This is a genomic window from Lentzea sp. NPDC051208 (assembly GCF_040682435.1).
GTDB lineage: Bacteria > Actinomycetota > Actinomycetes > Mycobacteriales > Pseudonocardiaceae > Lentzea > Lentzea kristufekii.
Map to the genome: position 1 here is coordinate 369,243 of NZ_JBFBAW010000003.1, position 25,640 is coordinate 394,882.

Here is a 25,640-nt window from a genome sequence, read left to right on the forward strand (position 1 = left end):
GCGAGCCTCAGCGGGACGTCCCCGGCCGGGCCTTCCCCGCGCCGCCCTCGGCAGCCCAGTCCAGGTGCAACCGCGCGAACAGCAGGGACTCCGCCAGCATCTCGCGCCGGGCAGCCGGAGACCCGGCCCGCCGGGTGTTGACCTCCAGCACGACCTGTCCGTCGAACCCGCCCCGGGCCAGCAGCTCGCACAGCTCGGCACAGGGCTGAGTCCCGCGGCCGGGCACCATGTGCTCGTCCTTGGGCGCCCCGGACCCGTCGGCCAGGTGGATGTGCCGAAGCCCGTCCCCCATCCGCTTCGCCAGCTCCAGCGCGTCCATGTGCGCGGCAGCCGAGTGCGACAGGTCCAGCGTGTAGTTCCGGTGCCCGACGTCGGTCGGGTCGACGGACGGCTTGAAGGCGTTCATCTCCACCGAGCGCCCGCGCCCGAGGGGCCGGCGCACCGGGAACATGTTCTCGACCGCGATGGCGATCCCGCTCGAGTCCTCCAGCGACGAGACCAGCTCGGCGAACCCGTCCGCGTACTTGCGCTGCCACCGGAACGGCGGGTGCATCACCACGGTCGGCGCGCCCAGGTCCCCAGCCGCCTGGACGGCCCGGCGCAAGCGTTCCGACGGGTCCGGCGACCACACCCGCTGCGAGATCAGCAGGCAGGGCGCGTGCACGGCCAGCACCGGCATGCCCGTCCTGGCCGACAGCCGGTCGACCGCCCGGATGTCCTGCGACACCGGGTCGGCCCACACCATCAGCTCGACGCCGTCGTACCCCAGTTCGGACGCGATCTCGAACGCCGCTCCGGCGGGCTGCGGGTAGACCGACGCCGTGGAAAGCCCGACCGGGATGCGCGGGGTCAACTCTTCACCAGCAGCATCGCCGCTGGTGAGACGGTCACGATGAGGCCGACGAGCACGGCCAGGACGGTGGTCTGCAGATCGTCCGCTCGGCGGATCTTTCGAACCAGCAACACCAGGCCCACGGTAACGAAAAGCGCCACCACGAGTGCGGCGGCGGGTAGCGAGCGCCACAGGTAGTTGAACGCGAGCCACAGGCCCGCGCCGCCGAGCACGCCGACGGCGAGCTGGCCGATCATGATCAGCCATTCCCTGCCCGCCGAGCGCGGTCCGGCGTCCGGCTCTTCCTCTGCCTCGCCGGCGTCGTCGAGGCCGGCCGGGCCCTCGTCCTCGTCGGCTTCGTCGTCGTCCGGGAGGTAGTCGTCGTCCTCGGGGCGGTAGGCGGCGTACTCCTGCGAGTCGTCGTCCACGTACGGGCCGGGGTGCGCCGCGGTCGACTCCATCGGCGCCATCGACAGGTCGGTCTTGGCGGCCGCCACGTCGTCATCACCGAACCAGGCGTCGGGCTCGTTGCCCGGCAGCGGTTCCGGCAGCTTCGGCGGTGCGGGCGGCACGATCAGCACGGACTCGGTCTCGAGCGCGGCGATCTTGTCCACCGGTGCCTTCGCCGGGATGCGCGGGAGCTGCTCCGTCATCGCCTCGCGCGGTGGGCCGGGAACCGGCATCGGCACCGACGGCGGCGCCGGCTTCGGCGGCCGGGTGATGTTCGTGCGCGACGGCGTCGACTGGTCGAGGCGCGCCTCCAGGCGGCCGGGCACGTCCGGGCGCGGCATGCCCGAGCTCGACGGCTGGTCGCGGACCTGCGGCACCTGCCGGGTCTGCTCGGCGGCCGCGGGAGGCGGCGGCACGGGCGCGGCCGGCTTGGCGGGAGGCGGGGCGGGCATCGGCGGGGCAGGTCTGCGGACCTGCGGCGGCCCGGCGGGCGGCACCGGCATCTGCTGCGACGGCTGCGGCGCCTTCGGAGGCGGCGGTTTCGGCTGGTACGCCGTGCGCTCGGCGGCCGGGGGCGGCGGCGGGGCGGCCTGCGGTTCCGGGGCGGCGCGACGACCGGGCTGCGGTACGTCGTCGTCGCGGATCGCCATCAGCCGGCCGCTGTCGGACAGGACCCGCTCGATGATCGACTGGGGCGCGGTCTCCGGCTGCTGGACGTCTTCCTCGTCGTCAGCGCGGCGGCGTCGCCGACGTGGCGCACTCTCTGCGCTGCCCCCGTACTGGGCGAGCAGCTCAGCGACAGTGCGCTGCGTCTGGTCCGATCCGCTCTCTCGACTCATCAACTCCACCGTGCCCCGGTCTGGCCAGTCCGTCCAGTATCGCTCTGGTCCGTCCCGTCAGTGTGGTCCAGCCGTCGGAGGATGACACCCTCCCGGAGTGCCCAGGGGCAAATCTCCAGCTGCGTGAGTGACAGGGCTCGCATTGTTGCCTCCGCGACCAACGCCCCCGCGACGAGCTGGTGGGCGCGCGACGTGCTCACGCCTTCCAGCTCAGCGAGGTCGGAGGCCGACATCCGGGAAATGAACGCGATCAGCTGCCGCAGGCCCGCGTCGGTGAGCACGCGTCGTGCCCTGGGCCCGGCAGACGATGGCGCGGCCCCGGTGAGCCGCGCCAGCGTTCGGAAAGTTTTTGAGGTCGCAACCACCCGATCGGGTTCACCCGCGCGTTTCAGCTTCCGCGCCACGGGCGCGAGCTGTTCGGCGAGCCAGTCGGTGGTCTCGCGGACCTCCGAACGCCGGGGCGGGTCCTTCTTGAACCGGGTCCTGGTGAGCCTTCCCGCGCCGAGCGGCACGGAGAAGGCCAGGTCCGGGTTCTCGTCACGGCCGATGGCGAGCTCCAGGGAGCCGCCACCGATGTCGAGGCTGAGCAACTTGCCCGCGGACCAGCCGTACCAGCGGCGGACCGCGAGGAAGGTGAACTTCGCCTCGTCCTCGCCGGAGAGGACCTTCAGCTCGACCCCGGTCTCGGTGCGCACCCGGTCGAGCACCTCTGCCGAGTTGCCCGCCTCGCGCACCGCCGAGGTCGCGAACGCCATCAGGTCCTCGCAGCCGGACCGCTTGGCCGACGCCTTGGCGGCGGCAACGGCACGAACGAGCTGGTCAGCCCCCGCTTTGGAGAGCTGACCGGAGTCGTCGAGCTGCTCGGCGAGACGAAGGATCGTCTTCTCGGACGTCATCGGGATGGGGTGGGCACCACGATGCGCGTCCACCACCAGCAGGTGGACGGTGTTGGAACCCACGTCGAGAACGCCCAGGCGCACGCCGGAAACGGTACCTGGTCGTGTCCGTCAGGACTCGAACTTGTAACCCAGACCCCTGACCGTCACCAGGTGACGGGGAGCCGACGGGTCCGGTTCGATCTTCGACCGCAGCCGCTTGACGTGCACGTCCAGCGTTTTCGTGTCACCGACGTAGTCCGCTCCCCACACGCGGTCGATCAGCTGGCCCCTGGTGAGGACGCGGCCGACGTTGCGCAGCAGGTACTCCAGGAGGTCGAACTCCTTGAGCGGCAGGCTGATGTCCTGGCCCGCGACGGTGACGACGTGGCGTTCCACGTCCATCCGCACCGGACCGGCCTCCAGGATCTGCGGGAGCAGGTCCTCGGACTCGCCGCCGCGGCGCAGCACCGCGCGGATGCGGGCGATGAGCTCGCGCGCCGAGTACGGCTTGGTGACGTAGTCGTCAGCGCCGAGCTCGAGCCCGACGACCTTGTCGATCTCGCTGTCCCGGGCCGTCACCATGATCACGGGGACGGCCGAGCGCTGGCGGAGCTGCTTGCACACGTCCGTGCCGCTCATGCCCGGCAGCATCAGGTCCAGCAGCACGATGTCGGCACCGTTGCGGTCGAACTCCTCGAGCGCCTCCTGGCCGGTGGCCGCGAGCGCCGCGGTGAACCCTTCCTTGCGCAGCAGGAAGGCGAGCGGATCGGCGAAGGACTCCTCGTCCTCCACGATGAGCACCCTGGTCACAGCTCTCCTCCTGGGTCACCCGTGCCCACCGGCACGGGAGTCGGATTCTGTTCGGCAGCCGCGGCGGGAATCCGCAGCGTGAAGGTGGACCCCGTTCCTGGCAGGCTCCACAGCTTCACCTCACCGCCGTGGTTGGCGGCGACGTGCTTGACGATCGCGAGCCCGAGTCCGGTGCCCCCGGTCGCGCGCGATCGGGCCTTGTCGACGCGGTAGAACCGCTCGAAGACGCGGATCTGCTGGTCCTCGGCGATGCCGATGCCGCGGTCGGTCACCGCGATCTCGACGTGCCCGTCGACGAGCCTGCGGCTCACGCTGACCGGACTGCCGGGCGGCGAGTACGCGACAGCGTTGTCCAGGAGGTTCGTCAAGGCCGTGACCAGCAACGACCGGTCACCCGGCACGACGAACCCGCTGGGCTCGTCGACGTTGATCGAGATGTTGACCGACTCGGCGGCGAGCTTGGACCGCGACAGCGCCTCGTTGATCACGACGTCGATCTCGGTGTCGCTGAGCTCCGGCAGCTTCTCCGCGCCCTGCAGCCGGGACAGCGCGATGAGCTCGGTGACGAGCGTGCCGAGGCGGGTGGCCTCCTGCATGATCTTCGCGCTGAACCGGCGGACCTCGTCCTGGTCGTCGCTGGCGTCGAGGACGGCCTCCGCGAGCAGCGCCAGCGCGCCGACCGGGGTCTTGAGCTCGTGGCTGACGTTCGCCACGAAGTCGCGGCGGGTCTTCTCCAGCCGCACGGCCTCGGACTCGTCGGTCGCGTCGACGACGATGAAGTCCTCGACGAGCAACCGGACCTCGGCGTGCACGGCCTCGGGCTGCCGGCCCGTCCGGTAGCCGTCCAGCGGCGAGAGGTCGACGTACACGACCTCGTTGCTGCCGCGGACGCCCTCGGCCGCCTTGCGCGCCCGGTCGTCCACGCGGTTGTTGCGGACGATCCCGAGCTCTTCGGCCCGGGGGTTGTGCAGCACGACGTCACCGAAGTGGTTCAGCACCACGATGCCGTCGTGGGAGTCGTGCACGATCTGCTGGATCAGGTCGGCGACCGTGAGGCCTTCCGGCTTCCTGGGGTGCCGCGGGGCGGTTGCCCGTCCGATGAGGAAAGCGGCGATTACGCCGATGAGCCCGAGGCCGATCGACACAGCGAGGTAACCCGTTGTGGTCACGAGGCGAATGGTAAGCAGCTCAGAGGTGTCCTGGCCTAGTGCGGAAGCGTGAACCGTGATACCCGCGACACCTCAGTGGACGGTTGTTCCGTCCCTGGTCAGCCCGCGTTCACCCAACCGTGACAGTGCCGGCTGGCCGCTGCTCCGCAGACGGCGGCGAGTTCGCCGGGGAGTCGGTCGCGAACTCGCGATGTAAGCACCCAACGACCGGTCGCCCGGTCGCCCGGCGCGCACTTGCGACGCAGAGAGCACGCGGGGACCTTTCGTACTCTCATGGAGTACGAAAGGTCCCCGCGTGTGCTTTTAGCGGCCCTGGTTCGCTACTGCTGCGATGGCGTCCTTCGCGGCGTCCGGGTCGAGGTACTCGCCGCCCGGCTTGAGCGGCTTCAGGTTCTCGTCGAGGTCGTAGCGCAGCGGGATGCCGGTGGGGATGTTGAGCCCCGCGATGGCCTCGTCCGAGACGCCGTCGAGGTGCTTCACGAGCGCGCGCAGCGAGTTGCCGTGCGCGGCCACGAGGACCGTCTTGCCGGTGCGCAGGTCGGGAACGATGGAGGACTCCCAGTACGGGATCATCCGCTTCACGACGTCGAGCAGGCACTCGGTCAGCGGCAGGTCGGGGCCGAGGTCCGCGTAGCGCGGGTCGGTGTCCTGGCTGTACTCGCTGCCGGGCTCGATGGGCGGCGGCGGCGTGTCGTACGAGCGGCGCCAGAGCATGAACTGCTCCTCGCCGAACTCCTCCAGCGTCTGCTTCTTGTTCTTGCCCTGCAACGCGCCGTAGTGGCGCTCGTTGAGGCGCCAGTCGCGCTTGACCGGGATCCAGTGCCGGTCGGCGGCGTCGAGCGCCAGGTTCGCGGTCATGATCGCGCGGCGCATCAGGCTCGTGTGCAGGATCTCCGGCAGGACACCGGCCTCGCGCAGCAGCTGGCCGCCGCGACGGGCCTCCTTCTCGCCCTTCTCCGACAGGGGAACGTCCACCCAGCCGGTGAAGAGGTTCTCCGCGTTCCACGTGCTCTCGCCGTGGCGGAGCAGGACCAAGGTTCCGACAGACATGGCAGCTAGCCTGCCATGCCGACCCGCCTGCCGTACCCCGGCCGGGCACCGTGATCCACGCCATGGGATTCGCCGGCGCCGATGAGTTCGCGGTCCACGCCTAGTCTGCACCGGCATGAGTGAGTCGAATGCCGATCTCGGCAAGGTGGTCGTGAACAGGTCGATGTCGCTGGACGGCTTCATCGCGGGTCCAGGCCACGAGATGGACTGGGCGATCGAGCACTTCAGGGACAACCCGTTCCCCGAAATCGAGCAGGCCACCGGCGCCATGCTCGTCGGCAGGGGCACCTACGAGGTCGCCAAGAAGATGCGCCAGGAGGACACCACCTACGACGGCGGACCGCAGTTCGTCCTGACGCACCGGCCGCCGGACGAGCCGGACTCCAGCGTCACGTTCCTCACGTGCGACCTCGCCGAGGCCGTCGCCACGGCGCGCGCCGCGGCGGGCGGGAAGAACCTGGAGATCCTCGGGGCCGACGTGGCCAGCCAGTGCCTGCGGCAGGGGCTCGTTGACGAGGTCCTGGTCTACGTCCTGCCGGTGCTGCTCGGCGACGGCGTGCGGTACTCGACCTCCGACCTCGGGCGGATCGACCTGGAACCGTTCGCCAACACGCAGTCGGGTTCGGTGACGATGCTCCGCTTCCGCGTGCGCAAGCCGGCGGTCCGGCACTGACGGTCGTCGCGGGTTGCTGGACGTGGCTGTACGCTTCTCGCTCCCTGAGAGAGAGCGAGAAGGCGGTAGTCGGCGTGCGCGATCTCAACTTCCGCATCGTGGCTACCGCGCCTGAACAAGGTCTCCGCTGTCTGGCCGCACACACGTCGAAGAAATCCCGAGATGTCGACAAGTTGACACCGAGCAGGCCACCGGGGAGGAACGAGCGCTCCCCGTCCGACGTTCGACCGGAAGATCGGCGATCTGCTCAGCGATGACTCAACCAGCGCATACGCGCAGGTGGACTCAATGACAACGCCCCCAGCGATGATCTCGCTGGGGGCGTTCGTCGGTCCGCGAGTGTCCGTGAGCGGTGCCAGAACCGCGAGGTCACCGGCGGACGGTGACCATCCGTCCGCGGGTTCCCGGATCAGGCCTGTTCGCGGGCCCTGAGGTCCTTGCGCAGGATCTTGCCGGCGGCCGACTTCGGGATCGCCTCGATGAACTCGACCACGCGCACCTTCTTGTGCGGCGCGACGTGCGAGGCCACGAACGCCATCACGGCGTCGGCCTCGATCGACGACCCCGCCTGGCGGACCACGAAGGCCTTCGGGACCTCCTCGCCGTCCGCGTCGCGCACGCCGATGACCGCCGCGTCGGCGATCTCCTCGTGCGTGAGCAGCACGGCTTCGAGCTCGGCCGGCGGGACCTGGTAGCCCTTGTACTTGATCAGTTCCTTGACGCGGTCGACGATCGAGACGATGCCGTCGGCGTCGATGACGGCCACGTCACCGGTGTGCAGCCAGCCGTCGTCGTCGATGGTGGCGGCGGTGGCCTCGGGGTTGTTCAGGTAGCCCTTCATGATGTTCGGGCCCTTGCACCACAGCTCGCCGCGCTCGCCCACGCCGACGTCCTCACCGGAGGCGGGGTCGACCAGGCGGCACTCCAGGTTCGGGATGATCACGCCGACGGTGCCGACCGAGATGTCGTCACGGCCGTCCGGGATGGCGTGGCTGACCGGCGACATCTCCGTCATGCCGTAGCCCTGCACGACGCGGCAGCCGATGCGCTTGCGCACGGCGGCGGCCAGGTCCTCGTCCAGCGGCGCCGCACCCGAGAAGAGCGTCTTGAGCGGGGAGAGGTCGTAGTTGTCGACGATCGGGTGCTTGGCCAGGGCGACGGCGACCGGTGGGGCGATGTAGACGCGGTCGGTCTTGTACTCCGCGATGACCCGGAGGAACTCCGGCAGCTCGAACCTCGGCAGCGTCACGACGACACCGCCGATGTACAGGCCGCTGTTCATCAGCACCTGCATGCCGTAGATGTGGAAGAACGGCAGCACGGCGAGGATCCGGGTGTGCTCCCCGACGTCGGCCATGATCGGGTCGCACTGCACGAGGTTCGCGACCAGGTTGCGGTGCGTGAGCATCACGCCCTTGGGCAACGCGGTCGTGCCGGACGAGTACGGCAGCACCGCGAGGTCCTCGGCCGGGTTGATCTCCACCTCGGGCACCGGGTGGTCGTTCGCCAGCAGTTCCGGCAGCGACGGGTAACCCTCGGCACCGTCGAGCACGACCACGTCGGTCACGCCCGCCTTCTCGGCGCCCGGAGCGGCGTTCGGGAGCAGCACCGACACCGTGAACAGCATCTTCGCGCCGGCGTCGTGCAGCTGGTGCGCGACCTCGTCGGGCGTGTAGAGCGCGTTGATCGTGGTCGCCGTGGCGCCGGCACGCAGGATGCCGTGGAACACGACGGCGTAGTAGGGCGTGTTCGGGCTGAGGATGCCGACCACATCACCTTTGCCAATGCCTCGCGCGGCCAGTGCGGCGGCCATGCGGTCGACGGCCCCGGCGAGCTGGCCGTAGGTCATCGTCGCACCGGACATGCCGTCGATCAGCGCGACCCGGTCCGCCCGGTCGGCGATGTCGCCGAACAGCAGCTGGTGCAACGACACATCGGGGATCTCGACATCGGGATACGGACTGCGAAAGACCATGCGGCGACCTCATCTACTCGCTGTACAGCGCTGTACACCCAGCCTGTGGGCACATCGTGATCCAGCCCACTGAGCAGGTCAAGGACTCCTCGATCGCTACAGATGCGTTATTTAGCAGGTCTAAATACACTCGAATGGAGTAATACAAGCACTTGTGATCGCAAGGACGTATCTGAGAAGTTGATACCGCCTCCGCGAGTCGGCTCCCACGCTTGTTCGACGAGCGCGAGGCACCGAGCGCGATTCGTCATCCCCCCGTCGAATCGCGTGGCCCGCTTGGGATCCGCAGGCTCCCCCCGTCCACGGATCCACAGCAGCGGGGACCTTTGACGCGGGACGGCTCGATGCGACTCCCCCTCTCTCCCGAGCCGTTCCGCGCATCATTCAAAGGCACACTCTCAGTAGAACTTGATCACCCTGCTTCATTCATCCGGGTGATGCGCCGACGCTTGCGCAGCAGATGGACCACCAACGCGGCGGGCACTCCCAGCGCCACCAGGAACGGCAGCATCGCGCCGACCCCGATCAAGATCACGCCGACGACCGCGACCAGCGCGTTCCAGCCGCCCGCCAGTGCGCCGAGGAACCCGACCTCCTCGGGCTCGGGCGCCGCGATCGGAACCGTCGCGACCCGGACCGTCAGCGTCGCCAGGGAGACCTGGCCCCTCAACGACGCGCTGCGCCGCTGCATCGACTCCAGGTCGGCCTGCCGCTTGGTCAGCTCCTGCTCGACCTGCGCGACCTCGGAGGTCGACCCCGCCCGCTCGAACAGCACGCGCAGCCGCTCGACGCTGGCCTTCTGCGTCGCGATCCGCGCCTCGACGTCCACCAGCTGATCGGTGACGTCCTGGCTGCGCACCTCGCTGCGGGTGACCTCGCCCACACTCGTGAGATCCCGGACGACCTTGTCCAGCTCGGCCGACGGCACCCGCACGGTCACGGACCCGGAGCTCTTGGTCGACTCCTCTTCGCCCGCGAACCCGCCGACGGCGGCGGCCCGGTCCTTGACCTGCCCGATCGCCTTCAACACGTCGTCGCTGCGCAGGTCGACGTTCGCCGTGCGCACCAACTGACGTTCCTGCTGCTGCACCGGCTGCACGGCCTGCCCGGCGTTGTTCTCCTGCTGCGGCGCCTTCTCCTGGGCCGCCTGCGGTGGAGCAGCGGCGTCCTTGGCCGACGTGCCACCGCTGAAGCCGCTGCCGCACCCGGTCGCTGCTAGGGACAGCAACGCGATTCCCACCCACACCCCTGGTCTGCGCATGCTCTTCGGACGGGCCGGGAGCAGCCGGGGGTTGCCGCCTAGGCCGAAACGAGTCGCCCGCTACTCCGAAACGAGATGTTGGAACGCCTGCAGGTTCGCCAGCGACTCGCCGCGCGACACCCGCCACGCCCACTCCCGCCGGATCGCGTCGGCGAACCCGATCTCGAGCAACGGGTTGAAGTCGCCGTCCGCCGCCTCCAGCACCTGCCCGAGCACGCGGTCCAGCTCGTCCGGCGTCACGGCGTGCTTGCCGACCCGTCCGACCAGGTAGATGTCACCCTCGGCGTCGATCGTGTAGTGCACGCCGTACAGCCGTGCGTTGCGTCGCAGCAGGAACCGGTACACGTCCTCGAACGACTGGTCCGGCCGCCGGCACACGAAGGCCTCGACCACCAGCGCGTGCGTCGTCTCGACCAGCCACACGTTGGTCTGCAGCTTCTTGGTGCCCGGCAGCGTCACGAAGAACTTGCCTGGCTCGCGCCGGTCGTACTTCAGCTCCCGTTCGTCCAGGAACTCCTTGATCACTGCGTCGACGCTCAAGCGAAAACCTCCCGGCGGAACACTTCTGCCGCCTCTTGATACCCCGCGAGCAGGGCGTCAGTCGTGCGGTCCCACGAGAAGCGTCGCGCATGGCCCACGGCGTTGCTCGCCAGGTGCTCCCGCTGCGGCAACGCCAGCCCGCTGATCGCCGAGGCCCACTCGCCGGGCTCGTGCCCGTGCACGAGCACCCCGGACACTCCGTCGTTGACCGCCACCGGCAACCCGCCGACGGCCGCCGCGACCACGGGCGTCCCGCACGCCTGGGCCTCCAGCGCCACCAGCCCGAACGACTCGTTGTGGCTCGGCACCGCGACCAGGTCCGCGGCCCGGTAGACCTCCGCCAGCGTCGGTCCCGGCTGCGGCGGCAGGAAGCGCACCACGTCCGTGATCCCCAGCTGCGCGGCCAGTTCCTCCAGCGCCTTCGGCCGTTCGGTGCCGGAGCCCGAGGGCCCGCCGACGATCAGCACGACCAGCCTCGACCGCAGCCCGGGGTCGCGCACGAGCATCTCGGCGGCGGCCCGGAGCAGCACGTCAGGAGCCTTGAGCGGCTGGATCCGGCCGACGAACGCCAGCACGACCGCGTCCTGCGGGATGTCGAAACACCGCCGGGCCCGTGCCTGGTCACCAGGCGTGAAGCGGTCGAGGTCGACACCGGGCGGCACGACGGCCACCTTCGACGGTTCCGCGTCGTAGAGCTTGATCAGCTCGCTGGCCTCGATGTCGGTGTTCGCGACGAGCCGGTCCGACTCGCCCACGACCTGTTCCTCGCCGATCACCCGCATCCGGGGTTCCGGGGCGTCGCCCTCGGCCAGCGCGAGGTTCTTCACCTTGGCCAGCGTGTGCGCGGTGTGCACCAACGGCACGCCCCAGCGTTCGCGGGCGAGCCAGCCGACCTGCCCGGACAGCCAGTAGTGCGAGTGGATCGCGTCGTAGTAGCCAGGCTCGTGGCGTGCCTCGGCGCGCAGGACACCCGCCGTGAACGCGCAGAGCTGGCCGGGCAGCTCCTCCTTGCCCAGGCCCTCGAACGGCCCCGCGGCGACGTGGCGGACCCGCACGCCGGGCGCGAGCTCGGCGACCGGCGGCAGCTCCGACGACGTGGCACGGGTGAAGATCTCCACCTCGACCCCGCGCTGGGCCATCCGCGTGGCCGTCTGCACGATGTAGACGTTCATCCCGCCCGCGTCACCCGTGCCCGGCTGTTCGAGCGGCGAGGTGTGCACCGAGAGCACCGCGACGCGCTTCATCGGGCGACTCGCAGGAGGTCGGCGGCGAACCGCTCTGGCCGCTCCAGGAAGGGCGCGTGCGCGGTGTCGGGATACAGGCTCAACTCGGCTCCGGGGATCAGGGCGGCGGAGTACTCGGCGGCGGCGGGAGCGACCACCTCGTCTTGAGTTCCGTGCACGACCAGGGTCGGCACGTCTACGGCCTTCAACGCGTCGGCGCTGCCCACATCCCTGCGGAACAGCTCGCCACGCACCTTAGGACTGACCGAGATCGCGGCGGCAGTGAGCTTCGTGACCGTCTCATCAGGCAGGACGGGTGCCATGGCCGCGCAGAAAGTCGCCATCACGGCGTCGTCGGTGATCGCGCCCGGCAGGGCGTTCCGCATCACCGGCCCGGTCTCGCCTCCTGGGCGACCGCGGCCGATCTCGGTGATGGCGCTCACGAACACCAGCGCGGTGATGCCGGCGGTGCCGTGGAAGCGGAGGTGGTCGGCGATGACGAGCCCGCCGTAGGACCACCCGACGACGGTCGCGGGCCCGGTGTGGTCGAGCACGGCTCTGAGGTCCGCGGCCCACCGGGAGGAGTCGCGGTAGTCGCCGAAGTCGTCTGATTCGCCGTGTCCCCGCAGGTCGATGGCGTAGGTGTGGAAGTCGGGCAGGTCCCAGACGGCACCCGTCTGCGCCCAGCCGTGCACGAGAACCACCGGCGGCGCGTCCGCCGGACCTGATTCACGTACGGCCAGCCGTCCCCCGCCGGTCGCCGTGACGTGTGTCAGCTGCACACACGTACGAACGACCTGGTCGGGGGACGCATTCCCGCCGGTCCTACTTGATGGCCGACTTGCTCTTCCACTGGTCCCACGAGAGCTGCCAGTCGTACCAGTCGAACTGCGGCGGCAGCGTCGTGATCGAACCGGTCACCTCGACCGGGTCACCGACGAGCGCGGAGTCGTAGTACGCCTTCGCGTCGGCTTCCAGCAGGTTCGCGCAGCCGTGCGAGGTGTTGTTCGTGCCGATGTTGGCCGCGTTGTCGTTGTTCTCGTGGATGAACTCGCCGTGGTTGGAGAACCGGACGGCCCACTTCTTCACGACGTTGGTGTAGCCGTAGCGCGGGTTGTCGAACGACCACGTGTCGTGCTTCGACATGACCACGAACGTGCCGTTCGGCGTGGTGAGCTCGGCATCGGCGTCCTTGCCGAAGGACGCCGGGTAGTCGGCGACCTGCGCGCCGTCCCGGAAGACCTTGAGCCGGTGCGTCGGGTTGTCGATCTTCACGACCTGGTTGCGGCCGATGGTGAAGTCGCTGGTCACGTCGGCCTTGCCGAACGCGCCGCCGCCGTAGTTGACGCCGTAGAGCTTGGCCTCGACCTTGACCGTGGTGTTGGCGGGCCAGTACTTCTCCGGCCGGTAGTGCACTTCCTGGGCGGTGAGCCAGGCCCACGAGCCCTGCACGTTCGCCGAGTTGGTGACCTTGAGCGCCTTCTCGACGGTCGCCTTGTCCTGCACCGGCGCCTCGAACTTGACCATGATCGGCGCCGCGACGCCGACGGTCTGGTTGTCGGAGGGCCAGAGCGTCGCGCGGGTCTGCGAACCGGGCGCGACGGTGGTGAACGAGCCCTTGAGCTCGACGGGCTTGCCGTCGGTGCCGACGACCTTGCCCGCGTAGCTGTACGTCTTGCCGTAGCCCAGCGGCTCGGCCGTCGTCCAGCCCGACTTGTCCTCGGTGAGGGTGCCCTTGACGTCGGCGCCCTCGGGTGACTTCAGTGCGACGGACTCGATCTTGCCGTCCACCACGGTGACCTGGACCGGGGTCGTGACCTGCACGTCCTTGGTTCCGTCGACCGGGGACAGGGTCACCTTCGCGGACGGCAACGAGCTGTCCGCCTTGGGTGTGCCCGTCTCGACACTCGAGCAGCCGGTCAGCAGCGTCAGTCCAGCGACCAGCGCGACAAGTGTTCTCTTCACGGTTTCGACCTCCCACCATGGTGGACGTCCAGCACCCCGTCGCGGTGTGAGTGACGTCAGTCACACCGGGCTCGGCAGCCTACGATCGAAGTCGTGAATCGACCTGTCGCAGTTGTGACCGGAGCAAGCGCGGGCATCGGCGAGGCCACCGCGCGGCGGTTGGCCGCCGAGGGCTTCCACGTCGTGCTCGGCGCACGTCGTCTGGACCTTCTTCACGTTATCGCGAAGGAGATCGACGGAACGGCCATCGAGCTGGACGTCACCGACGAGACCTCCGTCGCCGCCTTCGCGGACCGGGTACCCGAAGCGAACGTGCTCGTGAACAACGCGGGCGGTGCGCGCGGGCTCTCGACCGTGGCCGAGGGCGTCGCGGACGAGTGGCGCTGGATGTGGGAGGCGAACGTCCTCGGCACCCTGCTGGTGACCAAGGCGTTCATCCCGAAGCTGATCGCGTCCGGGGACGGGCACATCGTTTCTGTGACGTCCATCGCGGCGTACGAGGCCTACGACAACGGCTCGGGCTACACGAGCGCCAAGCACGCCCAGTCGGCGTTGCACCGCACGTTGCGCGGCGAGCTGCTGGGCCGGCCGGTGCGGATCACCGAGATCCAGCCGGGCATGGTCGAGACGGACTTCTCGGCGAACCGGTTCGGCGGCGACACCGAGCGCGCGGCCAAGGTCTACCAGGGCATCACGCCGCTGGTGGCGGACGACGTGGCGGACGTCATCGCGTTCGCGGTCACCCGGCCCTCGCACGTGAACCTGGACACGATCGTGCTCAAGCCGCGGGCCCAGGCCTCCGCGACTCGGGCACACCGGGAGTGAGCAGGTCCACGTCCAGCTGACGCAGCACGGGCTCGATGGGGTTCGCGAATCCCGTCGGGCCCGATCCGGCGACGTACAGGCCCACGACGGAGTTGTCGGCGTCGACCAGCACGGCGCCGGAGTCACCGTGGTCGCCGAAGCGTTCGGACGAGTGCACCCGGATCTGGTCGCGCAGGATCCGCACGCCGATCCCGTCACCGAAGTCGAGCCGCAGCGTCGAGTCCGTCGACTCGATCACGCCGTACGTGAGTTCGGTGGTGCGGCCGCGTTTGCGCACGGTGGAACCGATCTTCGCCCTGGCGCTGCCCGTGATCGCGCCGATGTCGAGGACCTCCGCGCGGAACGGCCTGGCGCCCATCCGCAGCCCCGCCGCCGACACCGCGCCCGCGAGCGCCGCCCGGTCCAGCACGGCGACCCGGTCGGCACCGGGCACCCCACCGTCCACTCTGGACGGATGCACGAACTCGTCGCCCACCGCCCACGAGTCGTCGACACAACCGACGTGGAAAGTGGTGAGCCCCAACACCTTCCCCGGCTCGCCGCGCGTGATCACGAACGCGCCGAGCGTGCCCGCGATCACGAACTCGCCGGCACGCTCGACCTCGGGCGGCACGACCCTGAACGACCTGGCCGGGCCGATGCCTATGCCACCCCGCAGCACCTGATGCCGTTCCGCCGCAACGGGTTGCTCCGCCTCGGTGCGACTGACCCTGGCCCGGTGCAGCACGATCGACTCCGCGACCACGTCGGTCGGCACGCCGCCGACCTCCACCGGGATCTGCTGCGGGTGGTCAGGTCCCTTGGCGCACACGTAGACCACGATCGCGGCCCTGCCCGTCGGGCGGCCGCGGGTGACCTTCTCCCCGATGTCGACGCCGATCACGCCCGGCCGGGACAGGAACTCGTCTTCGACCATGCGCTTGACCGGTCGGATGACCTCACGCGCGTTCTCGTCGAGGTAGCTCATGGCAACCCCCGTTCACCAAGCCGGACCTGAAACAGGCCCTACCTCAATGAAACACGCCAGGTAGCGGTTCGTCACACGGAGTCACCCGGACGGCCTCACAGTCGAACGCCTACGAAGACCGGTTCCGGGTGCAGCTCCACGCCGAACGCGGCCCGCACGCCGTCGCGCACCTCACGGGCGAGGTCCAGCAGGTCCTCGGTCGACGCGCCGCCGCGGTTCGTCAGCGCCAGCGTGTGCTTGCCCGACAACGACACCCGGCCGCCGGGGCCCTGGTGGCCCTTGCGGAAGCCCGCGCGTTCGATCAGCCACGCGGCGGAGAGCTTCCGGCGGCCGTGGCCCGCCGGGTAGCTCGGCACGTCGACGTCGGCACCGAGGCGTTCGGCGATGCGGATCAGCACGCTGGTGAACGTCGAGTCGTCGATGATCGGGTTGGTGAAGAACGAGCCGGCGCTCCACGTGTCGTGGTCGGTGGCGTCGAGCACCATGCCCTTGCCGCGCCGCAGTTCCAGCACGGCCTTGCGCGCCTCGTCCGCCGGCACGCGATCACCTTGCGCCACACCGAGGACGCGCGCCAGCTCGCCGTAGCGGATCGGCGCCGACATGCCCCCGGCGGTCAGCGAGAACCGGGTGCGCAGCACCACCGCGTTGTCCGTGCCCTTGAGCACACTGGTGCGGTAGTCGAGGCCCAGCTTGGCGGCGGGCACCTGGTGCACCTTGCCGCTGCGGCGGTCGAGGAGGTCCACCGACTGCAGCACCTGGGAGATCTCGACGCCGTACGCGCCGACGTTCTGCACGGGCGTGGCGCCGTTGAGGCCGGGGATGCCGGACAGGCACTCGAGCCCGCCCAGGCCCTGCGCGACCGCCTCGGCGACGACCGCGTCCCACTCCTCGCCCGCCTCGACGGTGAACTGGACGATGCCGCCGCCCAGCGGGTCGAGCCGGAAACCCTTGTTGGCGACGTGCACCACAGTGCCGTCGAAGCCGCCGTCGGAGATCACGAGGTTGGACCCGCCACCGAGCACGAGGACCTTCTCGTCGGCGGCGGCGTCGGCTGTTCGCACGGCTTCGACCAGCTCAGCGGCGGTCGTGGCGTGGACGAACCGCGCGGCCGGGCCACCGAGTCGGAGCGTGGTGCGCTCGGCCAGAGGTACGGACTGCGTGGTGGTCACAGACGTCAACGGTAGCCTCCGCGACATGGCACGCCGCATCGAGCACCACACCACGTCACCCCATTCGGCGGAGAAGGTCTTCGGGGCGATGGTCGACGAGACCTACCTGCGGGACCGGCTGGCCGCGATCGGCGGCAAGGACGCCCAGCTCGTGACGTACTCCAGCACCGGCGAGAAGACGTCGTACCAGCTGAAGCAGGGTGTGCCCGCGGAGCACGTGCCCTCGGCGGTCAAGGCGGCGCTCGGTGGCGACCTGGTGATCCAGCGCACGGAGACGTGGGCGGCGGGCGCCGGCACGGTCGAGGTGACGGTCAACGGCGTGCCCGGCCGCCTCGAGGGCGCGTTCACCGTCCTGGACAACGGATCCGGCTCGAAGGTCACCCTCTCGGGGGAGGTCAAGGTCAGCATCCCGTTCCTGGGCGGCAAGATCGAGAAGCTGATCGCCGAGCAGGTCGCGGTGCTGCTCGACAAGGAGAGCGGGTTCACGTCGCAATGGCTCGCAAGCCGCGGCTAGCCGCCGGCCGGGCCCGCGCGCTCGGCGTTCCGACCCGCGGCACGACCAACCCGAACCGCCTGCGCCGGGTCGACCGGTGGATGACCGGGACGCTGTCCGGCTTCCTGCTGGACGCGGCCGACCCGCTCGTGGTCGACCTCGGGTACGGGGCGACGCCGATCACCACCGTCGAGCTGGCCACGCGCCTGCGGGCCGTCCGTCCCGACGTGCGCGTGCTCGGGCTGGAGATCGACCAGGACCGGGTGGACGCGGGCAAGGCCGTCGCCGCACCGCCGTTCCTCGACTTCCGGCGCGGCGGCTTCGAACTGGCCGGGGCGCGCCCGGTGTTGCTGCGCGCCTTCAACGTGCTGCGCCAGTACACGGAGGAGCAGTCGTTCGAGGCGTGGGACACGATGCTCTCGCGCCTGGCTCCCGGCGGGTTGATCGTCGAGGGGACCTGCGACGAGATCGGGCGCCGGTGCACCTGGGTGACGCTGTCCGCCGACGGGCCCCTGCGGTTCACGCTGGCGTGCAAGCCGTCCGGCATCGACGTGCCGTCCGACCTCGCCGAGCGCCTGCCCAAGGCGCTGATCCACAAGAACGTGCCGGGTGAGCGCGTGCACGCGCTGCTGACCGAGCTGGACGCCTGCTGGGCCACCGCGGCGCCGTTCGCCCCGTTCGGGCCTCGGGCGCGGTGGGTGGAGTCGGCTCGGCTGCTGCGCGAACGCGGCTGGCCGGTGCTGGACGACCGGCGGCGGTGGCGGCTCGGCGAGATCACGCTCGAATGGGCGGCCGTCGCACCCCAAGTGCTGTGACCGTCGGCCTTTGCCCCGTCTTTCGACGGTCAGACGGGTGCATCGCGGCGCCGGCCCCGCGTCCTCGTACTGGTTGTACGGGGGCGCGGGGCCGGTGTCGCGAGGTGCCCCGCTGAGCGCCGAAATACGCGGTGAAGGTCGGCGGTCACAGCACTAGTCTGGGTTCGTGGACTTCGTCGCGCAGATCGAGACCCAGGCTTCGTTGATGCGTTCGGCCGCTGTGAAAGCCGGTCCGGACGCCCCCGTTCCCACATGTCCTGAGTGGACGGTGCTCGACCTCGTGCGGCACCAGGCCGAGGTGCACACGTGGGCGGCGCAGGCCGTCGTCACCGAGCCCGAGGCGGGCCGGCCGGCGTGGCCCACGGCTCCGCAGGACTGGGACGAAGCCTTCTCCTGGTGGGAAAGCGGCACGGCCCTGCTCCTCGAACGGTTGCGCTCCACTCCGCCGGACCGTCCGGCGTGGACGTTCCAGGGCCCCTCGCTCGCGAGCTTCTGGGCGCGCAGGCAGGCGCACGAGACGTCGATCCACCGCCTGGACGCGGAGCTCGCGACCGGTCACGAGCTGCCGTCGCTGGTCTTCGACTCGGAGTTCGCCGCGGACGGCATCGACGAGATGCTCACGATCATGATGCCCCGCCAGCTGGTGCTGGGCCGGGTCATCGAGGCGACCGGCCGGGTGCTCGTGCACGCCGCCGACGCGGGCCGCAGCTGGCAGGTCTGGCTCGCGCCCGGTGAGCCGCTGGTCGCGACCGGCGTGCTGGACTCGGCCGTCGACGCCGACGTCACCCTCGCGGGCACCGCCGACGCGGTCTACCGCGCGCTGTGGGGCCGGCCGACGCACGCGATCGTGACCGGAGACGAGTCGCTGTTGGCGGCGCTGCCCAGGCCGTGAATACTTCTGCGGCGTGTCATCGCCTGAGCGTCGCTATGTGATCACCTTCGGCTGCCCGGACCGCACCGGCATCATCGCGAGGATCTCGTCGTTCCTCGCGGAGAACGGCGGCTGGATCGTCGAGGCCGCGTACCACACCGACCCCGAGACGGGCTGGTTCTTCACGCGCCAGGAGGTCCGCGCGGACTCCCTGCCGTTCGGCGTGGACGAACTGCGCTCCCGCTTCGCCGACGTGGCCGCGTCGCTGGGCGCGCAGTCGACCTGGACGGTGACCGACACGGGCGAGCGCAAGCGCGTGGTCATCCTGGTGTCGAAGGAAGGCCACTGCCTGTACGACCTGCTGGCCCGCGTCGCGACCGGCGAGCTGGACGTCGAGGTGTCCGCCGTCATCGGCAACCACCCGGAGCTCGGCGACATCACGCGCGCGCACGGCATCCCGTTCCACCACATCCCGTTCCCGGCCAGCGACCCCGAGGGCAAGCAGGCGGCGTTCGCCCAGCTACGTCAGCTGGTGGAGAAGCACGACCCGCACGCCGTGGTGCTGGCGCGCTTCATGCAGATCCTGCCGCCGGAACTCTGCGCGGCCTGGACCGGCCGCACGATCAACATCCACCACAGCTTCCTGCCGTCGTTCATCGGCGCCCGCCCGTACCACCAGGCGCACCGCCGCGGCGTGAAGCTGGTGGGCGCGACGTGCCACTACGTCACGGCCGACCTGGACGCCGGGCCGATCATCGAGCAGGACGTGATGCGCGTGCACCACGGCGACTCGGTGGCGGACATGGTGCGCAAGGGGCGTGACATCGAGAAGGTGGTGCTGGCGCGCGGGTTGCGCTGGCACCTGGAGGACCGCGTGCTGGTGCACGGCAACCAGACGGTGATCTTCTAGGAACCGGGGTCTCGGGGGAGACGCGTTGACGGAGAACGAGAACAACCGCGGGTGGCAGTGGCTGCTGCCCGTCAGCCTGGTGGCCGACGTGTCGGCGATCGTGACGGTGCTGTCCGGATCGGCGTCGACGGCGGCGCTGGTGATCGGAGTCGTCGCACTGCTGATCGGCGCGGGCCTGGTCGCCGCGAAGATCGGCAAACCGGTCGACAAGGTGGTCCTGCTGGCAGTCGTCGGCATCATCGCGGGAACGGCGGCGGTCACGGTCGTCGCCACCCGCGCCCTGACGGTCGTGCCCGGTCAGGCTTCGGGCACGACCACGTCCGGTTCCACCACCACGACGGCTTCCTCGACCGGCACGGGTTCCTCCCCGGCCGTTCCGACCCCGACCACCACGCCTCCGCCGTCGCAGGAGGCGCCCGGAGTCAAGCGGACGAGCAAGGACAGGCTGATCCAGCTCACGCGGGGCTACGGGGTGGACCTCGACTCGGGGGCGCTGGACTGGGGTGCGGTGAGGACGAACGCGTCGGACGAGAGGTACGACCTGTCCTACGACGGCTACAACCTCATCGCGCGGGGACACCTGGCGCCCGTCAAGGCGGACGCGACCCTCGACGACTGCGTCAGCGCCGGGTACAAGAGCTCGATGAGCGGCAAGGAGATCGCCCCCGACGCCACGTTCTGCGTGAAGACCAACGGCAAGACGTTCGCCCGCGTCCGGCTCGCGGACGTGAAGAGCGGAGAACTGCTCGCGCTGGACGCTCTGGTGTGGAGCCCGAAGACCTAGCACGAGCAGTTCGTCCCTCAGATCTTGTTCGCGGCTCGGCCCACCGCCTCCACCAGCCACCCCGCGTCCTCCGCCGACATCACGGCGGGCGGGGTGAAGCAGACGGTCCGGCCCCGGAAGTCCGCGAGCACCCGCGACCGCAGCAGCTCACCGGTGAAGACGTCGGCGGCCCGCTGGTCCGGCAGCTCGACGCCGAGCAGCAGGCCGCGCCCGGTCGCGTGCGCCTTGCCGGCGACGACGGCGCGCAGCCCGAAGAGCAGCTCGTCGCCGAGCAGCTTGGCGCGTTCCACCAAGCCTTCGGACGCCGTGACGCGCAGGCAGGCGTTGACGGCGGCGGAGGCCAGCGGTGACACGGCCTCCGAGCCGCGCCGCAGCGGCACCTCGACCTCGGCCGAGGCGACCACGGCGGCGATCGGGAGCACGCCGCCGGACAGGCCCTCGCCGACCAGCATGATGTCCGGCGTCACGCCGTCCAGGTCGACACCCCACCACACGCCGAGGCGGCCGAGGCCGGAGCGCGTCTCGTCCACGACGAGCAGGGCGCCGGCCTCGCGGCACACCTCGGCCACGGAGCTCAGGTAGCCCGTCGGGGGCAGCGTGGCGCCGCGGACCGGTTCGACGAGAACGCACGCCGGTGGTCCGGAGGCCAAGGTGGCGCGCAACGTGTCGATGCCGCCGTACGGGACGTCACCGGTGGTCAACACTCGTGGGCGGCCGTTCGCCTGTGCGAGGGCCACGGCGAACTGGGCGGCCTCGGAGGCCGACGCGAAGGTGTGGACGTGGTCGAGCCCGTTCGGGGTGACCAGGTCGAGCATCAGGCGGTCCAGTAGCGACGGCCGGCGCACCTGGCCGACGACGGCCTGCACGACGGCGGGGTGGGCGTGGCCGAGCAGGGGGACTCCGTACCCACCGCAGTCCAGGTATTCGACGCGGTGGGGATCCACGACTCGGGCGCCTCTGGCAACGCATCCGGTCAGCAGTTCGGTGGCCATTGCGGGGAACCTTTCCTGGGCAGCGCGGCGCGCGGCCGCTCGTCTCGGGATGGCGAGCGGACCTCAGTTCCCACCAACTCATTCGGATTGCACGGCCCGTTGGTTCGCCCGAGGCATAGGCTTTTTCCCGTGCGGATCGAAATCACCGACCTCGACCAGCTGCGGGCAGCCTCTGACCTGCGCAAAGCCGTCATCATCGGACTGGACCTGACTCGCGAGGACGTGCGGGTGCCGTTCGACGGGGCCCTGCTGCTCGGCTGCACCCTCAGCGAGACGATGCAGCGCAGGGCGGAAGCCGCGGGAGCGCTGGTCTTCCCGGTCATCCCGGACCTGCCCTACGACGTCTACCGGTCGAAGCTGTACACGCCCGCGGAGCTGTTCGCGGGCTTCGACCCGGCGAACCCGAAGTCGTACGCGGACACCCCGGACGCGGAGATCTACCGGCACAGCAAGCAGCAGGGCCACCACCCCGACCCGTTGCACGCGCTGGCCGAACGCCTGCACGACCACTCGATCACCGAGGCCCTCGACGACACGCTGACGGGCTCGCCGATCGCGGTCATGGGCGGCCACGCGCTCGCCCGCGGCTCCGCCGGCTACCGCGACGCCGTCGCACTGGGTGCCGCGCTGGGCAACGCGGGCTTCACCGTGCTGACCGGCGGCGGGCCGGGCGCGATGGAGGCCGTGCCGCTCGGCGTCCGGCTTGGCGAGGTGAACACCGACGTCCTCGACACCATCGCGCAGGCCCCGACGTTCGGCAACGACGACGAGTCGATCGGCCGGTGGCTCGCGGCGTTCCCGGAGATCCGCAGCTTCGACACCCCGCGCACGATCGGCATCCCGACGTGGTTCTACGGCCACGAGCCGCCCAACCCCGCCTGTGAGCTGCACGCGAAGTACTTCGCGAACTCGGTGCGCGAGGAGGGCCTGCTGACCGTCGCGACCGGCGGCATCGTCTACACGCCGGGCAAGGCGGGCACGGTCCAGGAGGTCTTCCAGGACTTCACGCAGAACTACTACGGCAGCGTCGGCCCGGCCGCGCCCATGATCTTCCTGGGCAAGGCGTTCTGGACCGACGAGATCCCGGCCGCGCCGCTCGTGATGAAGCTCGCGGCGGGCCGGGAGGCCGAGCAGTGGATCCTCGTCACGGACGACGTGGACGAGGCGATCGAGCTACTGCTCAAGTACACGGGCTAGATCGGGGAGGACCTCGGCTCCGGTGAGCTTCATCAGCACGTCACCGGGGATCAGGATCTTGCTGCCGCGAATGCCGCTGCCCACGATCAGTTCGGGGGCGGCGGCCACCTCGGGCGAGACGAGGATCGGCCAGTCCGCGGGCACACCGATGGGCGTGATGCCGCCGTACTCCATGCCGGTCAAGGCCACGGCCTCGTCCATCGGCGCGAACGACGCCTTGCGCGCGTCGAGCCTCTTGCGGATGACGCCGTTCACGTCCGCACGCATGGTCGCGAGCACCATGCAGGCCGCATAACGAACCACGTCGCCGCGCTTGCCCGCGACGACGACGCAGTTCGCCGACGCCGCGAGCGGCGAACCGTAGTGCGCGCAGAACTCCGCGGTGTCGGCGAGCGTCGGATCGATCTCGGCGACGGCGACGCGATCAGCGCCGTCCAGGGTCTTCAGGGCGGCCGCGACCGGTTCGGGCACCAGGTCGAGGCGCGACAGCACGGGGACGGGTTCCAGCGATCCAGCGATGGTCCACACGCGGTCCATCCTGCCAAATTCACTTTGACCTTGACGTTGCGTCAACCCTTACCGTCATTTCCAGAGCGCGAAGGGGGAACCGAAATGGCCTGGTCGATCGCCCAGGTGGCCCGGATGTCGAAGGTGACGTCCAGGACGCTGCGGCACTACGACTCGATCGGCCTGCTGCCGCCGGCCTGGATCGGCGACAACGGTTACCGCTACTACGAGAAGGAACAGGTGCACCGCCTGCAGCAGATCCTGCTGCTGCGCGACCTGGGCCTGGGTCTCGACGTGGTGGCGGAGATGCTCGACGGCACGGACCAGCTGACCGTCCTGCGCAACCACCACCGGTGGCTGCAGGGCGAACGACAGCGGCTGGACCGGCTCGCGAGCACCGTCGCGCGGACGATCGAAGAACTGGAAGGAGGGGATGAGGTGAAGATGGAAGAGCTGTTCGACGGCTTCGACGCGAAGAAGCAGGAACGGCACGAGGCCGAGCTCGTCGAGCGCTACGGCGACGGTGCGCGGGAGCACATCGCCGAGAGCCGCAAGAGGATGCAGGGCTGGACGCGCGCCGACGCGGACCAGTTCATGGCCCAGTGGCGGGAGATCGCCGAGGAACTCGGTGCGCTGTTCACCGCGGGCACGGCGATCGACGCTCCTCGGACGCAGGAGCTGGTCGACCGCCACTACCGCTGGATCTGCCTGAGCTGGACGCCCAACCGGGAGTCCTACAAGGGCCTCGGCGACCTCTACGTCGACTCGGACGAGTTCCGGGTCAACTTCGAGGTCGGTGGCGACAACATGGCCGAGTGGCTGCGTGACGCCATGGCGCACTACGCCGAGACGCGCCTGTAGAACATTGCCGGGAGCTGCAGATCCCGGCTACTCGGCCAGGCCGAACGCCTTCAGGGCCTCCCGGTTGAACGCCGGCAGGTCGCCGGGGTTGCGGGACGTCACGAGCGTCCACCCGTTCATGTCGCACACCCGGACCTCTTCGTCGGCCCAGTCACCGCCCGCGTTGCGGATGTCGGTCCGCAGGCTCGGGAACGAGGTCAGCATCTTGCCGCGCACCACGCCCGCCTCGACCAGGAGCCACGGCCCGTGGCAGATCGACGCGATGGGTTTGCCCGCGGCGACGAGAGCCTTCACCAACTCGACCGCGTCGTCGTCCATGCGGAGGAAATCGCTGTTCGCCACGCCGCCGGGGATGACGGCACCGTCGTAGTCGTTGGCGTCAGCGTCGGCGAAGGTCGTGTCGACGGGGAACGCGTCGGCGGGTGTGAGGTGGTTGAAGCCACGCACTTCGCCGAGCTTCGGCGCGAGCAGGCGCGGTACTCCGCCGGCCTTCTCGACGTGCGCCCACGGATCGGTGAGCTCGACCTGCTCAATGCCCTCTTCGGCCACCAGGAACGCGATCTTCTTCTGTTCGACCATGCACTTCGGCTACCCGGCGAGGAAGGAGGCCAACCGGTGCCGGATCTCGGTCCGATGGGTGATCATCGGTGAGGGCGAGTCGATCAGCCACAGTTCGCCGTCCGGGAACGCGGCCGCGGTCGCCTTCGCCACGTCCTCGGGGTGCAGCGGGTCGCCGACGGCCCCGATGACGAGCACCGGAGCGGACACCGCGGCCAGCACGGAGGCGTCGGGAACGGCCACCTGGCCCGGCAGCTGCTCGGCGGCGGCCGCCAGCCGGGTCAGCGCGGCCCTGCGCTCGGCCACGTAGATCGGGGGCCCGACGGTCAGGTCGGACAGCTGCTGGAGCGTGAACGGCTGCCGGGGCTGGTCGAGCACCGCGGGCAGCAGCAGCGCGACGCGCCGGAAACGATCGGGTTCGTGCGACATCAGCCGGACCAACGCGCCGGCGCCCAGCGAGACACCGACGGCCTGATCAGCGGGAACGGTGCCCAGATCGGCCGCGATCCGGCCGTAGTCCCAGTAGCCCTCAGGTGCGTCCGGGGCGTCGCCGTGCGAGGGCAGGGTCACCACGACGCGGGTGCCGGGGAGCCCGGAGGCGGGAATCCTCGCCTCGCCGGGCGTGGCGCCGAGCCCGTGGGCGACCAGGGTCACCGGTGAGCCGGAGCCGTACGAGTGGGTGATCACCAACGGGGGCCGCGCTGGACCTCGATCAGCTTCGGGCGCACGTCCACCATGTACACGAGCACCGCGATGAGGCCGGCCAGCCAGAAGATCGACCCGACCCCACCGGGGCCGAACAGCAGCAACGCCGCCGCGCCGCCTCCGGTGATACCCAGCCAGGCGGGCTTGGTCATCCGCTCGGCCGCCGTGTAGGCGTCCACGCGCTGGGTCAGCGCGTGGAAGAACGCGAACAGCCCCATGATGCTGAACACGAGGTCGAACACGAAGTACACGACGGTGTCGAGGTACCAGATGCTGAAGATCGGGATTTCGAACACGCAACCAGACTACGTGCACGTACGC

At 70.1% G+C, this 25,640-nt stretch carries 28 protein-coding genes; 9 read left to right on the plus strand and 19 right to left on the minus strand.

Annotated features, from left to right (window positions below; translation table 11 throughout):
• Window positions 1–7: 7 nt before the first annotated feature.
• From AB0M48_RS09200 to AB0M48_RS09225, 6 genes are all read right to left on the minus strand, one after another.
• A complete protein-coding gene (locus AB0M48_RS09200; protein WP_363837681.1) occupies window positions 8–853 on the minus strand; it encodes a sugar phosphate isomerase/epimerase family protein in 846 nt (281 codons plus the stop codon).
• Window positions 850–2,121: a hypothetical protein gene (locus AB0M48_RS09205; RefSeq protein ID WP_363837686.1), complete on the minus strand. Its 1,272-nt coding sequence runs from the start codon at window positions 2,119–2,121 to the stop codon at window positions 850–852. The genes AB0M48_RS09200 and AB0M48_RS09205 overlap by 4 nt, the downstream gene beginning before the upstream one ends.
• Window positions 2,121–3,101: a Ppx/GppA phosphatase family protein gene (locus tag AB0M48_RS09210; protein ID WP_363837689.1), complete on the minus strand. Its 981-nt coding sequence runs from the start codon at window positions 3,099–3,101 to the stop codon at window positions 2,121–2,123. Before AB0M48_RS09210 ends, AB0M48_RS09205 begins: the two co-directional genes overlap by 1 nt.
• Window positions 3,102–3,128: 27 nt before the next feature.
• Entirely contained in the window at window positions 3,129–3,809 is a 681-nt protein-coding gene (locus tag AB0M48_RS09215) for a response regulator transcription factor (protein ID WP_030477953.1), read from the minus strand.
• On the minus strand, window positions 3,806–4,978 hold the full coding sequence (locus AB0M48_RS09220) for an ATP-binding protein (RefSeq protein ID WP_363837694.1): 1,173 nt from the start codon (window positions 4,976–4,978) through the stop codon (window positions 3,806–3,808). Before AB0M48_RS09220 ends, AB0M48_RS09215 begins: the two co-directional genes overlap by 4 nt.
• 303 nt (window positions 4,979–5,281) lie before the next feature.
• Complete coding sequence (locus AB0M48_RS09225) at window positions 5,282–6,028, minus strand: phosphoglyceromutase (protein ID WP_363837697.1); 747 nt, start codon at window positions 6,026–6,028, stop codon at window positions 5,282–5,284.
• 115 nt (window positions 6,029–6,143) lie between these two features.
• On the opposite strand from AB0M48_RS09225, the gene AB0M48_RS09230 reads away from it, so the two are divergent.
• A complete protein-coding gene (locus AB0M48_RS09230; protein WP_363837700.1) occupies window positions 6,144–6,701 on the plus strand; it encodes a dihydrofolate reductase family protein in 558 nt (185 codons plus the stop codon).
• 409 nt (window positions 6,702–7,110) lie between these two features.
• Here AB0M48_RS09230 and AB0M48_RS09235 read toward each other — a convergent pair whose 3' ends face one another.
• From AB0M48_RS09235 to AB0M48_RS09260, 6 genes are all read right to left on the minus strand, one after another.
• Window positions 7,111–8,676, minus strand: coding sequence for a 4-coumarate--CoA ligase family protein (locus AB0M48_RS09235; RefSeq protein WP_363837704.1), 1,566 nt, complete (start codon window positions 8,674–8,676; stop codon window positions 7,111–7,113).
• Window positions 8,677–9,088: 412 nt separating this feature from the next.
• On the minus strand, window positions 9,089–9,937 hold the full coding sequence (locus tag AB0M48_RS09240; RefSeq protein ID WP_363837707.1) for a DUF4349 domain-containing protein: 849 nt from the start codon (window positions 9,935–9,937) through the stop codon (window positions 9,089–9,091).
• 60 nt (window positions 9,938–9,997) lie between these two features.
• A complete protein-coding gene (locus tag AB0M48_RS09245) occupies window positions 9,998–10,477 on the minus strand; it encodes a YbjN domain-containing protein (protein ID WP_030477947.1) in 480 nt (159 codons plus the stop codon).
• Window positions 10,474–11,721 (minus strand): D-inositol-3-phosphate glycosyltransferase, encoded by a 1,248-nt coding sequence (gene mshA / locus AB0M48_RS09250; protein WP_363837712.1) that lies wholly within the window; start codon window positions 11,719–11,721, stop codon window positions 10,474–10,476. The genes AB0M48_RS09245 and mshA overlap by 4 nt, the downstream gene beginning before the upstream one ends.
• Window positions 11,718–12,482 (minus strand): alpha/beta hydrolase, encoded by a 765-nt coding sequence (locus AB0M48_RS09255; protein ID WP_363837716.1) that lies wholly within the window; start codon window positions 12,480–12,482, stop codon window positions 11,718–11,720. The genes mshA and AB0M48_RS09255 overlap by 4 nt, the downstream gene beginning before the upstream one ends.
• A 43-nt stretch (window positions 12,483–12,525) precedes the next feature.
• Complete coding sequence (locus AB0M48_RS09260; RefSeq protein ID WP_363837720.1) at window positions 12,526–13,665, minus strand: Ig-like domain-containing protein; 1,140 nt, start codon at window positions 13,663–13,665, stop codon at window positions 12,526–12,528.
• Window positions 13,666–13,758: 93 nt separating this feature from the next.
• Here AB0M48_RS09260 and AB0M48_RS09265 point away from each other — a divergent pair, with 93 nt between their 5' ends.
• Entirely contained in the window at window positions 13,759–14,490 is a 732-nt protein-coding gene (locus AB0M48_RS09265; RefSeq protein WP_363837723.1) for an SDR family NAD(P)-dependent oxidoreductase, read from the plus strand.
• Here the strand turns inward: AB0M48_RS09265 and AB0M48_RS09270 are convergent.
• Window positions 14,444–15,457, minus strand: coding sequence for a hypothetical protein (locus AB0M48_RS09270; protein WP_363837726.1), 1,014 nt, complete (start codon window positions 15,455–15,457; stop codon window positions 14,444–14,446). The genes AB0M48_RS09265 and AB0M48_RS09270 overlap by 47 nt on opposite strands.
• A 95-nt stretch (window positions 15,458–15,552) precedes the next feature.
• Window positions 15,553–16,653 carry a UDP-N-acetylmuramate dehydrogenase gene (locus AB0M48_RS09275; protein WP_363837730.1) on the minus strand — a complete coding sequence of 367 codons (1,101 nt, stop codon included), beginning with the start codon at window positions 16,651–16,653 and terminating at the stop codon, window positions 15,553–15,555.
• Here AB0M48_RS09275 and AB0M48_RS09280 point away from each other — a divergent pair.
• The 5 genes from AB0M48_RS09280 (at window position 16,652) to AB0M48_RS09300 (ending at window position 20,499) form a co-directional block, all read left to right on the plus strand.
• Entirely contained in the window at window positions 16,652–17,140 is a 489-nt protein-coding gene (locus AB0M48_RS09280; protein WP_363837733.1) for a DUF2505 domain-containing protein, read from the plus strand. The two genes, AB0M48_RS09275 and AB0M48_RS09280, sit on opposite strands and share 2 nt — an antisense overlap.
• Window positions 17,119–17,934, plus strand: a complete 816-nt coding sequence (locus AB0M48_RS09285) for a class I SAM-dependent methyltransferase (RefSeq protein WP_363837736.1) — start codon at window positions 17,119–17,121, stop codon at window positions 17,932–17,934. The genes AB0M48_RS09280 and AB0M48_RS09285 overlap by 22 nt, the downstream gene beginning before the upstream one ends.
• Window positions 17,935–18,100: 166 nt before the next feature.
• Complete coding sequence (locus tag AB0M48_RS09290; protein ID WP_363837740.1) at window positions 18,101–18,826, plus strand: maleylpyruvate isomerase N-terminal domain-containing protein; 726 nt, start codon at window positions 18,101–18,103, stop codon at window positions 18,824–18,826.
• A 37-nt stretch (window positions 18,827–18,863) separates the two neighbouring features.
• Entirely contained in the window at window positions 18,864–19,715 is an 852-nt protein-coding gene (purU, locus tag AB0M48_RS09295) for a formyltetrahydrofolate deformylase (RefSeq protein WP_363837743.1), read from the plus strand.
• A 25-nt stretch (window positions 19,716–19,740) separates the two neighbouring features.
• A complete protein-coding gene (locus AB0M48_RS09300; RefSeq protein ID WP_363837746.1) occupies window positions 19,741–20,499 on the plus strand; it encodes a hypothetical protein in 759 nt (252 codons plus the stop codon).
• 17 nt (window positions 20,500–20,516) lie between these two features.
• Here the strand turns inward: AB0M48_RS09300 and AB0M48_RS09305 are convergent, their stop codons facing one another.
• Window positions 20,517–21,491: an aminotransferase class III-fold pyridoxal phosphate-dependent enzyme gene (locus tag AB0M48_RS09305; protein WP_363837749.1), complete on the minus strand. Its 975-nt coding sequence runs from the start codon at window positions 21,489–21,491 to the stop codon at window positions 20,517–20,519.
• Window positions 21,492–21,620: 129 nt separating this feature from the next.
• Here AB0M48_RS09305 and AB0M48_RS09310 point away from each other — a divergent pair, with 129 nt between their 5' ends.
• A complete protein-coding gene (locus AB0M48_RS09310; protein ID WP_363837752.1) occupies window positions 21,621–22,688 on the plus strand; it encodes a hypothetical protein in 1,068 nt (355 codons plus the stop codon).
• On the opposite strand, the gene AB0M48_RS09315 is transcribed toward AB0M48_RS09310, so the two are convergent.
• A complete protein-coding gene (locus tag AB0M48_RS09315) occupies window positions 22,665–23,225 on the minus strand; it encodes a YbaK/EbsC family protein (protein ID WP_363837755.1) in 561 nt (186 codons plus the stop codon). The two genes, AB0M48_RS09310 and AB0M48_RS09315, sit on opposite strands and share 24 nt — an antisense overlap.
• A gap of 75 nt (window positions 23,226–23,300) precedes the next feature.
• On the opposite strand from AB0M48_RS09315, the gene AB0M48_RS09320 reads away from it, so the two are divergent.
• Complete coding sequence (locus AB0M48_RS09320; RefSeq protein ID WP_363837759.1) at window positions 23,301–24,056, plus strand: MerR family transcriptional regulator; 756 nt, start codon at window positions 23,301–23,303, stop codon at window positions 24,054–24,056.
• Window positions 24,057–24,083: 27 nt separating this feature from the next.
• Here AB0M48_RS09320 and AB0M48_RS09325 read toward each other — a convergent pair whose 3' ends face one another.
• The 3 genes from AB0M48_RS09325 to AB0M48_RS09335 are packed head-to-tail and all read right to left on the minus strand — an operon-like array spanning window position 24,084 to window position 25,591.
• The gene (locus AB0M48_RS09325; protein WP_363837762.1) at window positions 24,084–24,635 is read right to left on the minus strand and encodes a type 1 glutamine amidotransferase domain-containing protein; all 552 of its coding nucleotides are present in this window, start codon (window positions 24,633–24,635) and stop codon (window positions 24,084–24,086) included.
• A gap of 9 nt (window positions 24,636–24,644) precedes the next feature.
• On the minus strand, window positions 24,645–25,301 hold the full coding sequence (locus AB0M48_RS09330) for an alpha/beta hydrolase (RefSeq protein ID WP_363838346.1): 657 nt from the start codon (window positions 25,299–25,301) through the stop codon (window positions 24,645–24,647).
• A complete protein-coding gene (locus AB0M48_RS09335; protein WP_319990193.1) occupies window positions 25,298–25,591 on the minus strand; it encodes a DUF2516 family protein in 294 nt (97 codons plus the stop codon). The genes AB0M48_RS09330 and AB0M48_RS09335 overlap by 4 nt, the downstream gene beginning before the upstream one ends.
• Window positions 25,592–25,640 lie beyond the last annotated feature (49 nt).